This is a genomic window from uncultured Campylobacter sp., from assembly GCF_947255105.1.
Lineage (GTDB): Bacteria > Campylobacterota > Campylobacteria > Campylobacterales > Campylobacteraceae > Campylobacter_B.
The window spans coordinates 62,808-77,120 of record NZ_CAMYFP010000004.1; the positions used below are offsets into that span (position 1 = coordinate 62,808).

Consider the following 14,313-nt stretch of genomic DNA (forward strand, 5'->3'; position numbering starts at 1 on the left):
TAATAGAGCATTTGAAATTTAAGGAGTATTATGAGTTACTATTTGACACTTTTATTTTTTATATTTGAGTTAATAGATATCAGGCTTAACAACAAAAGTGACCTAAAAGAGCTCTGCCTTAGCTATATAGAGAGATACAAAAAGAGCCCTATTCTCTTTTTTATGACAAATTTAAACTTTCTGCTTCTTAGTTTTTGTATTTTTTATCTTCAAATTTACTCTTTTTTGACTATTTTTATCTACACGCTCTATATAAGCGACATTGTTTTAAAACTTTGGCTCTTTCAAAGATATCAAAAAGGAGATGAGTTGCTCTCTATTTTTAAATCGCAAAAGATAACTCTCTCCAATAGAATCGCACTTTCTTTCTCTATGAGCATACTTTTTTTCATCTCTATTTCTTGACAGAGCTTTTAAATTCTACTAAAATACACAATGCTTACACACTTAAACTGCCATTCTAAATAAATTTAAAGAGAGAAGTATGGAAAACAGCAAAAAACAAAATGCAAAAACAACTCATACGCCAGTTGATGGCTACAAAATAGAGGAGTTAAGAGCCTTAAAGCTTGAAGATCTTACCAAAATAGCCATAGAGCTAGGAGTTGAAAAACCAAGTGAGTTTAGAAGACAAGAGCTTGTCTTTGAGATCTTAAAGGCACAGACAAAACAGGGCGGCTTTATCCTTTTTACCGGAATTTTAGAGATTACAAATGATGGATATGGCTTTTTAAGAGGGATAGATGCAAACTTTAGCGATAGCATAAATGATGCCTATGTAAGTTTAAGCCAGATAAGAAAATTTGCCCTAAGAGTGGGTGATATCGTAACAGGGCAAGTTAGAGAGCCAAGAGATCAAGAAAAATACTACGCTCTTTTAAAAATCGAAGCTATCAACTACAAATCCATACAAGAGGTTAGAGAAAGACCACTTTTTGACAATCTAACTCCAGTCTTTCCAACAGAAAAACTAAAACTAGAATATAACCCAATGAAACTAACAGGTAGAGTTCTTGATCTCTTTACTCCCATAGGCAAAGGACAAAGAGGACTTATCGTAGCTCCACCAAGGACAGGTAAAACAGAGCTTATGAAAGAGCTTGCACAAGCCATTGCTAGAAACCATCCAGAGGCCGAACTTATGGTACTTTTGATAGATGAAAGACCAGAAGAAGTCACTGATATGCAGCGCTGCGTAAAAGGTGAGGTATTTAGCTCTACATTTGATCTTCCTGCACAAAATCACGTAAGAGTTGCTGAGCTTGTCATTGAAAGAGCCAAGAGAATGGTAGAGATGGGAAAAGATGTCATAATTCTTCTTGATAGTATAACTCGTCTTGCAAGAGCCTACAACACAGTAACGCCAAGTAGCGGAAAGGTTCTAAGTGGTGGTGTTGATGCCAATGCACTTCACAAACCAAAGAGATTTTTTGGAGCAGCTAGAAATATAGAGCAAGGTGGCAGTCTTACGATAGTAGCAACTGCACTTATTGATACGGGTTCTAGAATGGATGATGTTATCTTTGAAGAGTTTAAAGGCACTGGCAATAGCGAGATAATTCTTGATAGAGATATAAGCGATAGACGTATCTATCCTGCAATAAATATCATCAAGTCAGGCACTAGAAAAGAGGAGTTGTTGCAAGATCCAAGCGACCTTCAAAAAATATGGGCTATAAGATCGGTGATTGCTACAATGGATGAGATAGAGGCGCTTAAATTTCTCTACTCCAAAATCCTAAAGACAAAAGACAACGAAGAGCTTCTATCTGTTATGAATGAATAAGGCGATATTTATGAAAAAAATCTTACTACTATCTATTTTTTTTACTCAGACAATTTTAATGGCACAGCCATATATCACAGTCTATGGCGATGCACATTTTAAGGTTACACCTGATATTGTCTTTGTAAATTTTGACATTGTAAATGAGGCGCAAACTCCAATTGTTGCTAAAAACAGAGCAGATGAGGCAACCAAAAATCTTGAAGTTTTGTTTAGAGATCAAAACATCACCGCAAAAGATATAGAGCTTCGAATGGTTGGTCTAAATAAGGTAGTCCGCTATGAAGAGTATAGTAAATTTAAAAACAAAAAAGTAACACTATATGAGGCAAGAAGATCGGTATCGGTGCGACTAGATAGGAGCAAAAACTACGCACTTTTTATAGATGAGCTTATCAAGATTGGGGTTGATTCTTTTTATATTACGCTAGATAGCACCAAAGCAAAAGAAAAGAGACAAGAGGCAAGAATCACTGCTATAAAAAAAGCTAGAGCAAAGGCGGCAGATATGGCAAAAGCTGCCAACAAAGAGGTTGGTGAGGCCATAGAGATAGAAGAGTTTGATGATAACAATGTAGCAATATACAATAGAGCGCTAAACAACACTAGAATGGTTGAGAGCTACAATGATGGCGTTTCAAATATGGGCGAGCTAGATATTGGTGCTGTAGTTAAGATTAAATTTGAGTTAAGATAATGCAACCTCTTGCACTAAAATACCGCCCAAAAGACTTTAGCGAACTTATCGGTCAGGACGTCATAGCCAAAAGCCTCTCTCACTCACTTGATACTAAAAGAGTTGCAAATGCCTATCTCTTCTCAGGCCTTAGAGGAAGTGGCAAGACAAGTAGCGCTAGGATTTTTGCAAAAGCACTTATCTGCGAAAATGGACCAACATCCAAGCCATGTCAAGTCTGCCAAAACTGCATTATGGCAAACGAAAATCGCCATATGGATATCGTCGAGATAGATGGTGCAAGTCACCGCAAAATAGACGACATAAGAGAGCTTATAGAAAATGTAAAGTATGCACCAACAATGGCAAGATATAAGGTCTTTATAGTAGATGAGGTCCATATGCTAACAAAAGAGGCTTTTAATGCCTTTTTAAAGACACTTGAAGAACCACCAAGCTATGTGAAATTTATACTTGCTACAACAGATCCTTTAAAGCTCCCTGCCACAATACTTTCAAGAACACAACACTTTAGATTTTTGCCTATTTCAAAAAGTGCCATTGTTGGGCAACTTGAGTTTATACTTAAAAATGAAAATATTCCATATGAAAAAGAGGCGCTAGAAATTCTCTCAAGAAGCGGCTCTGGCTCACTTAGAGATACTATAACTTTGCTAGATCAAGCAATTGTCTATGCAGAAGGCAAGATAACTGCAAAAAATGTTGCTGCAATGCTTGGACTTTTGGATCCAAAAAAGATAGAAGAGATACTAGATGTTATTATTCTAAAGGACAAAAACAGGGCAATAGAGCTTATAAAAGAGCTTGAAAATCAAGATGCGGACTCTATTATCGATGAGATAAGCAGCTATTTAAAAGAGGCTTTTTTAAACAAAAATCCCAAATTTAGCCTACTTATGTATGAGCGATTTTTTAGGATACTCAGCGAGGCAAAGAGCCTTTTGTCACTAAACTCAGATGGTAGTTTTGTACTATCTATACTATTTTTTATGATGATGGAGGCAACTTCACTTAAAAATATTGATGAGCTTATAGAAGAAAAGACTATTGAAGCTCCTGCAAGAGAGGTTCAAACTCGTGCTACAACAGCTAAATTTCAAACCGATGTAGTGCAAAAAAAAGAGCCAAATAACAAAGACAAAAGTTTTGAGAACTTTTTAAAATCTATCTATGATAGAAGTTTTGAGCTTGGCGAGTGCTTTGATAGAAATGTTAAATTTATCTCTTTTAAAGATGGCGTTTTGTTGCTTAGCTCTTTAGCAAAAGGAGAAGATCAAACACTCTTAAGAGCCTCTTCAAGGGCAATTTTATCTGTTTTAAAAGAGTGCTATGGAGAGAGTGCAAAGATAAAGATAGAGCAGTCAAAAGAAAAAATTGAGCCAAAGCAAAACATAGATGAGATACTTGATATCGTCGAAGCGATTGCACCAGAGGACAAAAAACAAGATATTGACAACTCCCAACTCATTGAAAGAGTAAAAAATAGCACCTCTAGCAAGAGCAAAGATGAGAGCATAATGGATGAGCTATCGAAGTTTTTTGGTGAGCCCCAAATTACAAATAAAAATAGCTAAGAAGCTATCAAAAAACTCTTAAAGCGGCTGCCTTTTTCATAAGAAGAGCGATCTCCTCTTTTTTAAATTTCCCATCAAAAAAGAGTTCAAATGCAAGAACAGCTTGCCCAATAAGCATATCAAGCCCATCTTTGGCAATTAGACTATTTTTTAAACAAAGTTGTAAAAATGGTGTATTTTTACCATAAATAAGATCAAATCCAAATTTAGCCCTCTTTAAAAGTAGTTCCAAAAGCTCTTTTGGTGCAGGCAAAAACTCATCATTAAGTCCAGCTGAAGTAGCATTGATAACTAGATCATAGCGTCCATCTAGCAACTCTTTGTCATCACATGTGTAAAAATTATCGCACCTAAGCAGCTCTATCGTTTTTTTATCTCTTTTTGTGCGGTTTAAAATGTCAAATTTAACTCTATTTTTATAAAGTATATAAGAGATAGCTTTAGTTGTTCCGCCACAACCAATAATAAGCGCATTCTTAAACTTTCCCATACTAACAGCAGCGTCAAAAAAACCGCTAGCATCGGTATTGTAACCATAAATTTCATCAGCTCGTTTGACAATGGTATTTACTGAGCCTATCTCTTTTGCGTCGCTACTTAACTTATCGCAAATGCTAAGTCCAATCTCTTTAAATGGAAGAGTAATATTTGCCCCGCTAAGCCCAAGTTTTTCAAAGCTGTTTTTTAGAGCAAATTTACTCTCTGTTTTGCTTAGGCAAACTCTACCATAAAAGCCATCAATGTCAAGCTCCTTTATAGCATAGTTATGAAGAAGCGGCGAGATGGAGTGAGAGATCGGGTTGCCAAAAACTGCAAATTTCAACATCGCTATTTTCTAAATACAAAAGAGTCTTTATTGACCTCTTTTCTAATGCGATTTAGAGCTTGATTGAGTGACTTTTCATCAAATGGACCTACTAAAACTTTGGTGTATTTGACTCCATTTACCATAGAATCGTGAAGAATATAGCTATATCCTAAAGAAGTTAGTTTTTTTATCTCAGCAGAGTCTTTGTTGAAATTCTTAGTTGCCAACACCTGCACATAATTATGCGTACTTGAGACACTCTTTGTAGTGGCACTCTTTTTTGTAGGAGCAACCTGTTTTAAATTTATCTCTGTATCTTTTTTTGTCTTTTTAACTACTTTTTTTGGCTCACTTACTACAATAACTCTCTCCTCCTTTTTTACAGGAGTTGTGACTTTTGGTTCTATGGTGACCCTTGGTGGCTCTATTGTAACTTTTGGTGGCTCTATCTTTTTTGTCTCAACAACAGGTTTTGGCTCTCTAGGCTCCTCTTTTTTGATAGTAGGTTTTGGCGATAACTCTATAGGCTCTTCTACCTTTTTTAACTCCACCTTTTTTTCTGGTTGGACTACTATAACTTTACTCTCTGAAGCTGGTTTTTCTGTCTTGGTAGGGATAACAGGAGGCTTTTTAGTATCTATCTCATCACTATTGATAAATTTCATTATGATTAAAATGATCAAAAATAGCACAACCGCAGCAGCGATAGCTAAAAGTGTCTTTTTGACACTAGTTATCTTGCTCTCTTTCTCATTTGGAACAAAAAGGTCGTCTATAATATAGTTCTCATCTTTCATTCTCGCCTCCTGTCTATCAATACATCGCTCTATCGTAGATTATAAATTTAGAAGCAAACTCTTTTATCTCACCTCTAATTTTTTCTTGAAGCTTAACATTTTCAATGTCGTCTAATATATCTGCTATTTTGTTTGCAATATACTCAAACTCAGCCTCTTTCATCCCTCTTGCAGTAAGCGCTGGACTTCCAAGTCTTATACCACTTGTTACAAAAGGACTTCTAGTCTCGCCTGGAACTGTGTTTTTGTTTGCTGTAATTCCTGCATTTTCAAGTGCCATCTCAGCATCTTTTCCGCTAAAACTTCTATCCAAAAAGCTCATCAAAATAAGATGGTTGTCAGTCCCATCACTTACTAATTTATAGCCTCTATCCATTAAAGTCTTAGCCAAAACTTTGGCATTTGCTCTTATCTGTTTTGCATAAACTTTCCACTCGTCGCTTAAGTTGTGTTTAAAACCAACTGCTTTTGCGGCAATTACATGCATCAAAGGTCCGCCTTGAATACCTGGGAATATGCTTGAGTTTATCTTTTTTGCCAACTCTTCATCATTTGTCATGATGATTCCGCCTCTTGGGCCTCTTAAAGTTTTGTGTGTTGTAGAGCTTACAACATGTGCGTGTGGAAATGGACTTGGATGCTCACCTGCTACAACCAAACCTGCAATGTGTGCTATATCTGCAAACAAATAGGCACCAACACTATCTGCAATCTCTCTAAATTTGGCAAAATTTATCTCTCTAGGATAGGCGCTTGCACCACAAATTATGAGTTTTGGCTTGACAATATTGGCAATCTGTGCAACTTTGTCATAATTTATTCGACCATCAAGCTCAACTCCATAAAAAAAGCTATCATAATACTTGCCACTAGCATTTACCTTTGCGCCATGAGTTAGGTGTCCGCCATGACTTAAATCCATACCCAAGATCCTATCTCCTGGCTTTACAAGAGCGCCATAAACGCCTTGATTGGCTTGACTTCCTGAGTTTGGCTGGACATTTGCAAAGTTGCAACCAAAAAGCTTTTTACATCTATCTATCGCAATCTGCTCTATCTCATCTACAAACTTACATCCGCCATAATAGCGCTTATTTGGATAGCCCTCTGCATATTTGTTAGTAAGTATCGAACCCATTACCTCTATTACTTCAGGATAGGTAAAGTTTTCGCTAGCAATCATCTCTAGATAATCGCACTGTCTTTTTAGCTCACTATCTGTTAATTTGTAAATTTTACTATCAAACTCTTTTAAGCTCATTCTTTCTCCTTTTGATTTTTAAGTGGTCTCATAGCTGGGAATAAAATAACATCTCTAATCGATGTCTTTCCAAGCAAAAGCATTACAAGTCTATCAATCCCAAGCCCCCAACCAACAGTCGGCGGCATAGCATAACCAAGGGCTTTTACATAGTCCTCATCCATAGCATGAGCCTCTTCATCTCCTGCATTTTTGACCTCAATTTGAGCCTTAAATCTCTCATATTGATCGAGTGGATCATTTAGCTCATTAAAGGCATTTGCAAGTTCGTTTCCTGCAATAAATAGCTCAAATCTCTCAGCAATAGTTGAATCTTCATCGCTTCTTCTTGAAAGTGGGCTTATTGAGATTGGAAAATCAACTATAAAAGTTGGGTTTATAAGCTTCTCTTCCACATAATTATCAAAAAGTTCAGCTTGTAGATGTCCAAGGTCTAAATTTGGATTTGCTTCAAAGCCATCATTTTTTAGTTTTTCTAAAATTTTCTCTTTGTCATTGATGATATCTTTTGAAAGTCCACCAATCTTAACAATCGCATCAAGGTACTTAACTCTTGCAAATGGCTTTGAAAAGTCAATTTTTTTGCCATCATACTCCAAAATTTGAGTCAAATTTAACTCTTTTAACAGTGCTTTAAAAAGCTCTTCTGTTAAATCCATCGCCTCATTGTAGTTGTGCCACGCCCAATAAAACTCAATAGCTGTAAATTCCGGATTGTGAGTTAGATCCATTCCCTCGTTTCTAAAGTTTCTATTTATCTCAAAAACAGCTTCCATTCCACCAACAATCAGTCTTTTTAGATAGAGCTCTGGTGCGATTCTAAGATATCTATCAACATCAAGTGCATTGTGATGAGTTACAAATGGTTTTGCATTGGCTCCACCGGCAATTGGGTGCATCATAGGAGTTTCAACCTCCAAAAAGCCTCTCTCTTCAAAAAAACGTCTAATTAGTGAGATGATTTTTGATCTTTTCTTAAAGTCATCTCTAACCTCTGGGTCCATTATCATGTCAAGGTATCTTTGGCGATATCTTGCCTCAATATCTACAAGTCCGTGATATTTTTCAGGAAGTTGAGTTATAGCTTTAGAAGCTAAAGTTAGTTTTGTAACGTGAAGCGAAAACTCGCCTGTTTTAGTAAAAAAAGGGTAGCCGCTAACTACTACGATATCTCCAACTTCAAGCAATTTTTTATAGTTTTGATAGCTCTCTTCACCTAAACTATCTTTTGAGAAGTAAATTTGGATATTGCCACTCTCATCCTCTATATTTGCAAAAGTAGATCTTCCCGCAACTCGCTTTAGCTTCAATCTTCCTGCTGTAGCAATGCTAAGTGTAGTATCTGGATTTTCTTTTTTGGTAGTTGGCTCATATCTGTTTATTAGCTCAGCTATACTCATATCTTTTTTTAGAAAATGTGGATAGGGATTGATGCCAAGCTCCCTTAATGTCTCTGCTTTTTGTAAGCGCTGAATCTCAAGTTGGTTGTTAAAAATCACTTATTTTACTCCTTGTTTTTTTCTTGACACTTTTTGCAAACTCCATATAGTTGCATTATGTGACCAGTCATATGAAAACCATACTCTTTGGCAATTACTAGCTGTCGTTTTTCTATGGTATTGTCGTGAAATTCAACTATAAGGCCGCACTTTTTGCATATGAGGTGATCGTGATGTGGCTTAATAGCAAGTTCAAATTTCTTACCTTGCGTTCCAAAAGAGATAGTTGTTGCAAGACCAGCATCTTCTAATAAATTTAAGGCTCTATAAACCGTTGCTATACCGATGTTCATATTTGGATATTGCTCTTTTATTTCCAAATACAAATTTTCTGGAGTAAAGTGCTTATCACTATTGTAAAGTATCTTTAAAAGCACACCTCTTTGGACTGTATATTTGAGCTTATTTTTTTTGAGAATTCTTTTAAATTTCTCAAGCAAAGCATCAAATTCTAAATTTTCTATAGGGCTTTTAGAAATTGTTTTCATATCTTTTCTCCTATCATGACTTTATCAATTCGTTGTATTGTCGTCGCTATCTTCATCTTCGATAACCATAACTTTTTCAAGCTTTTTAGCACCATTATTTACATTTTCTATACTCTCTTTTATAGTTGTGTAGTCTATATCCATGATCTTTTGTCCAGTTGATAAAAGATATGGAAAAATCAGGCTATCTTTAAAATAAGGTCTTGTTGTTTCGTTTAGGAAGGCAGAAGTTTTTATAAGTGCTGCAAAGACAGAGAGTATCAAAAATATCTTAGAGCCACTCAATAAAAAACCACCAATTCTATCTACAAAAGAGATTCCGCTTAGACTAAAAAGTTTTGCAAGAATCTCGCCTAAGATAAGACAAATAATCCAAATAGAAAAAAGAAGTGCCAAAAAGCCAACGGCGACCTGCGTGCCATCTCCGCCGACGATATTTATCCTATCTAGGCTATAGATATTTTGATCTATCCAAGCTCCAGCACCACTTTTGTATCTTATGGCAAAGTAAAGACCACCAATTAGTCCTGCTATGCCAAAAATCTCTCGTACCATTCCGCTCTTTAGCCCCTTTAGGCCAAAGATTAGTATAAGGGCTAAGACGATGATATCAAGCCAATTTGCACCCATATCAATCTCCAACTATATTGATAAGCTCTTGCATGCTTGTAGAGTATCTTATGGCGTCTTGCTTAGAGACAAGACCTTGCTTTATCGCTTTTAACATAGCTTGAGTTTGAGTTATCATGCCTGTTTCTTGCTGATTTAGCTGCATTTGTGAGTAAATTTGATGGACTTTATTTTCACGAATCAAGTTTGCGACAGCGTTGTTGTTTATCAAAATCTCATGTATTGCATATCTACCACCGCCAATACGTGGCAAAAGCGATTGTGAAATGACAGCTGAAAGTGAAACTGAAAGCATATTTCTAATCTGTGTCTGCTCTGTTCCATCGAAGCTATCGATAATTCTGTTTATTGTTTGCATTGCTGAGTTTGTGTGAAGAGTACCAAAGACAAGGTGTCCAGTCTCAGCTGCTGTTATAGCAGTAGAGATTGTCTCTCTATCTCTCATCTCACCAACTAGTATAATATCTGGGTCTTCACGAAGAGAAAACTTCAAAGCACTTGCAAATGAGTGCGTATCAGTTCCAACGTTTCTGTGCGAAAATAGCGATTTATCATTTTGATGAACAAACTCAACAGGGTCTTCAATGGTGATAATATGCTTTCTTTCGGTTTTATTTATCTCATGAAGCATTGCGGCAAGAGTAGTTGATTTACCGCTACCTGTAGGACCAGTTACCAAAATCATTCCCTTCTCTCTCTTTACAACCTCTTTAAAAACTGCAGGAGCACCCAAATCATCCAAAGATGGTATATGGATAGGAATTGTTCTAAAAGCTGCAGCCAAACTACCATTCATCGTATAGTAATAGTTGCCTCTAAAACGACCAACATTTGCTATCTCCAAAGCAAAGTCAAGCTCTCTATTTTCTTCTAGATCTTTCTTTTGAGCCTCACTTATGACAGCGTAGCAAAGAGTCTCTATATCATGTCCATCAAGCACAGGAAGCGCCAAAGGTCTAAGTGTGCCATCTATTCTAATCTGTGGAGCACTTCTACCTACTAAATGTAGGTCACTTGCCTTGTTTTTGACGATGGTTTTTAAAAGCATATGAACATCAAAATTTAGCCTTCTTGCCTGTGAAGTGGCGGTTTGCTGCTGGGTTGTTTGCTGAGTACTTTCTTGCATTTAGCTCTCCTATTCTATGATTTTTGGAACTACAAAATATCCATTTGCAAAGCTAGGTGCATGTTTTTGTAGATCATCTATAACTTCGGAGTTTTTTATAGCAACATCCTCTCTTAAAGGGGTAGCACCGTCCAAAACACTTACCATAACATCGCTACTTTCCAAATCAAGTTCATTTAAAATTTCTACAAACTCAACAACTCCGCTAAGCTCTTTTTTGATATTTTCTCTCTGGCTATCTTCTATCTTTAGGGCGCTAAGCCTTTCTAGCTTAACTAGCAACTTGTCATCTACAATCATATAATTTCCTTTATTTTGATAACTAGCCATTATAACACAACTCAGTTTAAATTGCTCTATTTTTATAGCTCAATATCAAAAAGATTGAATATTAGTAATCAATTGGCAACTGAAATTTAAAGATAAATTTATTTTATATAGCGATTGAAGCCGCCTAAATTTAGAACTTTATTATATATTTAACTATTTTTATGCTACAATTATCGGAAATTTTTCAAAGGATATTGGTTTGGCTATTAAACAAAATTTAGATGATATAAAGGCAAGAATAGGCTCTGAAGAGCAGTTTTTAGAGGGTATTATAAAGAGTGAGCGCTTTGTAAAAAAGTATAAAAATACTTTAATAGCTCTTTTGGTTATTTTTATAGCTTGGATTATTGGCTATAGCAGCTATAACTACATAGAAAGCAGCAGAATAAAAAGTGCAAATGCTTCATACACCGCTCTTTTAAAAGACCCAAACAACCAAAAAGAGCTTGAAAATTTAAAAGATAAAGATCTAAATTTATATGCTCTATACAAATTTAAAGTGAGTCAAAATGATCAAAAAGAGCTAAATGAGCTTTTAAAACTAAACATAGACCCAATCCTAAAAGAGATTATCAAGACAAAAACCGAAGCAAATAGCGTTTTGATGAGTGATTATAACCTATTACTTACTGGATATAGACTTTTAAAGTCCGGAGATATAGATGGAGCAAATGCACAATTTGCCAAAATTTCATTTAGTTCGCCACTCTATAAAGCTGCAAAAAATTTGGCACATTATAGAGGAAGCAAACAATGAGAAAAATAGCTTTATTCTCTCTACTTGCGTTCTTACTACTAAGTGGATGTTCTAGGAAAGAGTATTTTAAACCATCTTCAAATGAGATCTCTGGAGCCATAAACCCAACTTCTATAGGTGACAAACTAACAACGGCAAATGGCGATGTAGCTACATTTAAAAGTGGCAATGCTGTAGATAAAAAAAATAGACTCAAAAAAAACACTCTTAGCAATACAGAAAGCATCATAGCCATAGATGGTGAAATGGTTGCACTCTCTGGCTTGGATGGTGAGTTTAAAATCATTAAAAACAACAAAATTATCTATGAAAGACGTTTTAAAAGCAAAGTAGTTGCGGCTTCCATGCAAAATGATGACCTAGCTCTCATAACTGCACAAAACATTATTTATCTTATCAAAATACCACAAAACTCAATCATCTCATTTCACAAAATTGCAGATGTCTATGCACAAGATGCAAGAGTAAAAGCGCCGATATTTTTGGAAGATATTGTAGTTTATCCAACTCTTGATGGCAAAATTTACCTCATAGATAGGCGATATGGCGGCATTATAAGAACTATGCATATAAGTAGCGAGCCATTTTTTAACAACATAATATTTTTAGATATTGATGAAGACTCTATCTATGCTGCTACTGGCACAAAACTTATGCAAATCTCTCAAAAAAGAACAAAGGTAATTGATGGCGATATAAAGATAGTTTTAAAAGATAAAAACTTTATCTATGCTTTGATGACAAATGGTGAAATAAGACGATTTGATAGAAATTTAAACCTATTAAATAGCGCTAAATTTGACTTTGCAATCTTTACAAATGCTACTATAAAAGATGGCAATCTCTATGTTTTAGAAAAGATGGGCTATCTCATCAAACTTGACAGCCTACTTCAAAACTACCAAATTTATAAGATTGGTGGCAAGATCAAAGATAAAACATTTAGCACAGATAGAAGTTTTTATATAGGTAGCAAAAAGATAGAGATAGAATGACTATAGAAAAGTGGCTGCTAGAGGCAGGTCTTTTAGTAAAAAACCAAAAAACTATCGACCTAAGACAATTTACCAAAGCTAGATCTTACAAAGCCATCATAGCAAGCGACTTGGATGATTATAACCTTTTGATTATCTTTAGAGATGCAAAAAGTAGGCTTTTGAAAAGTGAAGTTTTAAAGATTTTTGAGCTTGCAGATATGATATGCCAAAATGAAAATATCAAATTTAAATATAAATGGCTCTTTTATAACTCGCAAATTTGTAGCAAAGCTAAAGAGGAGTTAAAAGAGGCAAAATGGAAGAGTAATGCAGCTTTGTGATATTGGAAATAGCTTTGTCAAACTCTATGACAATGGCAAAATCATCTCCTATAGTTTTGAAGAATTTGCCAAATTTAAGCCCAAAAAACAGACCTATTTTATAAATGTCAATCCAAAAATAAGGCTAGATAACGACAAATTTATAGATATGAGTGGCTATTTTATGGAGTTTAAAACACAATATATAGGGCTAGGAATCGATAGAATAGCAGGTTGTTATACCATAAAAGATGGCGTTGTTGTTGATGTTGGCACGGCAATAACTGTAGATATTATGGAAAACGGAGTTCATGTTGGCGGCTTTATACTACCTGGCATAAACGCAACTTTAGAGCAATACAGAGCCATATCGCCCGCTCTTTTTGTCCATTTTAACTCAAGTGTTGATATAAATTTAGCTCCACAAACAACAGCAAACGCCATCTCTTATGGCATCATCAACTCTGTTGTGCTTTGTGTAGAGAAAGTTGCCAAAGACAAGGCCATCTACTTTACAGGTGGTGATGGACATTTTTTTTGTCAATTTTTTAAACGATCTATTTATGACAAGGCACTCATCTTTAGAGGTATGATAAAAGCACTTAATGAAAGGGGTATAGAGTGATTACTATAGCTTTACCTAAGGGTAGAATAGCAGATGACACGCTAAAAATCTTTAGCAAGATTTTCAATAAAGAGTTTAAATTTGAAGATAGAAAACTCATACTTATAGAGGAAAATTTTAGATTTTTATCTGTTAGAAGTCAAGATATCCCAACCTATGTAGAGAAGGGCGGTGCTGATGTCGGAGTAGTTGGGCTTGATGTGCTTACAGAGCATAAAAGCAATGTTCTTAGACTAATTGATCTTGATATTGGCAAATGTAAAATTTGTGTGGGCATTAAAAAAGAGAAAAAAATGGACTACAATGTCCCAAAAATAAAAGTTGCCACCAAGATGCCAAACATAACAAGAGAGTATTTTGCCAAAAAAGCTGTTGCAGTTGAAGTTATAAAACTTTATGGTTCGATAGAGCTTGCCCCAATACTACAAATCGCAGACGCTATAGTTGATAATGTAGAAACTGGCGCCACTTTGAAGCAAAATGGACTAAAAGTAGCTGAAGTTATTATGCAAAGTTCCGCCTTTTTAGTTGCAAATAAAAGTAGCTTTTTGGTAAATAGAGATGAAATTTTAAAATTGTGCGATATGATAGAAAGAGAAAAATTGATAGATAAGTAGGTAGGAAACCACCCAAAGGTG

Annotated in this window: 17 protein-coding genes; 9 read left to right on the plus strand and 8 right to left on the minus strand. The window is 35.5% G+C overall.

From position 1 onward, the window contains the following. Positions 1-30: 30 nt before the first annotated feature. The 4 genes from Q0X52_RS03545 (at position 31) to Q0X52_RS03560 (ending at position 4,057) form a co-directional block, all read left to right on the plus strand. A complete protein-coding gene (locus Q0X52_RS03545) occupies positions 31-405 on the plus strand; it encodes a hypothetical protein (RefSeq protein WP_297574943.1) in 375 nt (124 codons plus the stop codon). 79 nt (positions 406-484) lie between these two features. Continuing rightward, positions 485-1,786 (plus strand): transcription termination factor Rho, encoded by a 1,302-nt coding sequence (gene rho / locus Q0X52_RS03550; protein ID WP_297574945.1) that lies wholly within the window; start codon positions 485-487, stop codon positions 1,784-1,786. 10 nt (positions 1,787-1,796) lie between these two features. After that, a complete protein-coding gene (locus tag Q0X52_RS03555) occupies positions 1,797-2,483 on the plus strand; it encodes an SIMPL domain-containing protein (RefSeq protein ID WP_297574948.1) in 687 nt (228 codons plus the stop codon). Then, positions 2,483-4,057, plus strand: a complete 1,575-nt coding sequence (locus tag Q0X52_RS03560) for a DNA polymerase III subunit gamma/tau (RefSeq protein WP_297574959.1) — start codon at positions 2,483-2,485, stop codon at positions 4,055-4,057. Before Q0X52_RS03555 ends, Q0X52_RS03560 begins: the two co-directional genes overlap by 1 nt. Before the next feature lie 7 nt (positions 4,058-4,064). Here the strand turns inward: Q0X52_RS03560 and Q0X52_RS03565 are convergent, their stop codons facing one another. The 8 genes from Q0X52_RS03565 to gatC form a co-directional block, all read right to left on the minus strand. Further along, positions 4,065-4,883 (minus strand): shikimate dehydrogenase, encoded by an 819-nt coding sequence (locus tag Q0X52_RS03565; RefSeq protein WP_297574960.1) that lies wholly within the window; start codon positions 4,881-4,883, stop codon positions 4,065-4,067. Positions 4,884-4,885: 2 nt separating this feature from the next. Beyond that, positions 4,886-5,662, minus strand: a complete 777-nt coding sequence (locus tag Q0X52_RS03570) for an SPOR domain-containing protein (RefSeq protein WP_297574962.1) — start codon at positions 5,660-5,662, stop codon at positions 4,886-4,888. 16 nt (positions 5,663-5,678) lie between these two features. After that, on the minus strand, positions 5,679-6,923 hold the full coding sequence (locus tag Q0X52_RS03575; protein WP_297574965.1) for a serine hydroxymethyltransferase: 1,245 nt from the start codon (positions 6,921-6,923) through the stop codon (positions 5,679-5,681). After that, positions 6,920-8,419 (minus strand): lysine--tRNA ligase, encoded by a 1,500-nt coding sequence (lysS, locus tag Q0X52_RS03580; protein ID WP_297575146.1) that lies wholly within the window; start codon positions 8,417-8,419, stop codon positions 6,920-6,922. Before lysS ends, Q0X52_RS03575 begins: the two co-directional genes overlap by 4 nt. An 8-nt stretch (positions 8,420-8,427) precedes the next feature. Next, on the minus strand, positions 8,428-8,910 hold the full coding sequence (locus Q0X52_RS03585; RefSeq protein ID WP_297574968.1) for a Fur family transcriptional regulator: 483 nt from the start codon (positions 8,908-8,910) through the stop codon (positions 8,428-8,430). Positions 8,911-8,934: 24 nt separating this feature from the next. Further along, on the minus strand, positions 8,935-9,540 hold the full coding sequence (locus Q0X52_RS03590) for a CvpA family protein (RefSeq protein WP_297574971.1): 606 nt from the start codon (positions 9,538-9,540) through the stop codon (positions 8,935-8,937). Between the two features lies 1 nt (position 9,541). After that, on the minus strand, positions 9,542-10,588 hold the full coding sequence (locus Q0X52_RS03595; protein WP_297575152.1) for a type IV pilus twitching motility protein PilT: 1,047 nt from the start codon (positions 10,586-10,588) through the stop codon (positions 9,542-9,544). Positions 10,589-10,675: 87 nt separating this feature from the next. Further along, complete coding sequence (gene gatC, locus Q0X52_RS03600; protein WP_297574975.1) at positions 10,676-10,966, minus strand: Asp-tRNA(Asn)/Glu-tRNA(Gln) amidotransferase subunit GatC; 291 nt, start codon at positions 10,964-10,966, stop codon at positions 10,676-10,678. Between the two features lie 229 nt (positions 10,967-11,195). On the opposite strand from gatC, the gene Q0X52_RS03605 reads away from it, so the two are divergent. Genes Q0X52_RS03605 through hisG form a run of 5 tightly spaced genes read left to right on the plus strand, consistent with a single transcriptional unit; the run spans position 11,196 to position 14,292 of the window. Further along, entirely contained in the window at positions 11,196-11,753 is a 558-nt protein-coding gene (locus Q0X52_RS03605) for a tetratricopeptide repeat protein (RefSeq protein ID WP_297574977.1), read from the plus strand. Next, on the plus strand, positions 11,750-12,748 hold the full coding sequence (locus Q0X52_RS03610) for a hypothetical protein (RefSeq protein WP_297574980.1): 999 nt from the start codon (positions 11,750-11,752) through the stop codon (positions 12,746-12,748). The genes Q0X52_RS03605 and Q0X52_RS03610 overlap by 4 nt, the downstream gene beginning before the upstream one ends. Next, the gene (locus tag Q0X52_RS03615) at positions 12,745-13,071 is read left to right on the plus strand and encodes a hypothetical protein (protein ID WP_297574983.1); all 327 of its coding nucleotides are present in this window, start codon (positions 12,745-12,747) and stop codon (positions 13,069-13,071) included. The genes Q0X52_RS03610 and Q0X52_RS03615 overlap by 4 nt, the downstream gene beginning before the upstream one ends. Then, the gene (locus tag Q0X52_RS03620) at positions 13,058-13,675 is read left to right on the plus strand and encodes a type III pantothenate kinase (protein ID WP_297574986.1); all 618 of its coding nucleotides are present in this window, start codon (positions 13,058-13,060) and stop codon (positions 13,673-13,675) included. The genes Q0X52_RS03615 and Q0X52_RS03620 overlap by 14 nt, the downstream gene beginning before the upstream one ends. Further along, positions 13,672-14,292, plus strand: coding sequence for an ATP phosphoribosyltransferase (gene hisG / locus Q0X52_RS03625; RefSeq protein ID WP_297574988.1), 621 nt, complete (start codon positions 13,672-13,674; stop codon positions 14,290-14,292). Before Q0X52_RS03620 ends, hisG begins: the two co-directional genes overlap by 4 nt. The last annotated feature ends 21 nt before the right edge of the window (positions 14,293-14,313 follow it).

Bases quoted from the DNA above. Each gene is read 5' to 3' on its own strand.
- Q0X52_RS03565 (WP_297574960.1), bottom strand. From the start codon at position 4,883: ATGTTGAAATTTGCAGTTTTTGGCAACCCGATCTCTCACTCCATCTCG.
- Q0X52_RS03585 (WP_297574968.1), bottom strand. From the start codon at position 8,910: ATGAAAACAATTTCTAAAAGCCCTATAGAAAATTTAGAATTTGATGCT.
- Q0X52_RS03545 (WP_297574943.1), top strand. From the start codon at position 31: ATGAGTTACTATTTGACACTTTTATTTTTTATATTTGAGTTAATAGAT.
- Q0X52_RS03590 (WP_297574971.1), bottom strand. From the start codon at position 9,540: ATGGGTGCAAATTGGCTTGATATCATCGTCTTAGCCCTTATACTAATC.
- Q0X52_RS03620 (WP_297574986.1), top strand. From the start codon at position 13,058: ATGCAGCTTTGTGATATTGGAAATAGCTTTGTCAAACTCTATGACAAT.
- Q0X52_RS03560 (WP_297574959.1), top strand. From the start codon at position 2,483: ATGCAACCTCTTGCACTAAAATACCGCCCAAAAGACTTTAGCGAACTT.
- Q0X52_RS03595 (WP_297575152.1), bottom strand. From the start codon at position 10,588: ATGCTTTTAAAAACCATCGTCAAAAACAAGGCAAGTGACCTACATTTA.
- Q0X52_RS03575 (WP_297574965.1), bottom strand. From the start codon at position 6,923: ATGAGCTTAAAAGAGTTTGATAGTAAAATTTACAAATTAACAGATAGT.
- rho (WP_297574945.1), top strand. From the start codon at position 485: ATGGAAAACAGCAAAAAACAAAATGCAAAAACAACTCATACGCCAGTT.
- gatC (WP_297574975.1), bottom strand. From the start codon at position 10,966: ATGATTGTAGATGACAAGTTGCTAGTTAAGCTAGAAAGGCTTAGCGCC.
- Q0X52_RS03555 (WP_297574948.1), top strand. From the start codon at position 1,797: ATGAAAAAAATCTTACTACTATCTATTTTTTTTACTCAGACAATTTTA.
- Q0X52_RS03615 (WP_297574983.1), top strand. From the start codon at position 12,745: ATGACTATAGAAAAGTGGCTGCTAGAGGCAGGTCTTTTAGTAAAAAAC.
- Q0X52_RS03570 (WP_297574962.1), bottom strand. From the start codon at position 5,662: ATGAAAGATGAGAACTATATTATAGACGACCTTTTTGTTCCAAATGAG.
- Q0X52_RS03610 (WP_297574980.1), top strand. From the start codon at position 11,750: ATGAGAAAAATAGCTTTATTCTCTCTACTTGCGTTCTTACTACTAAGT.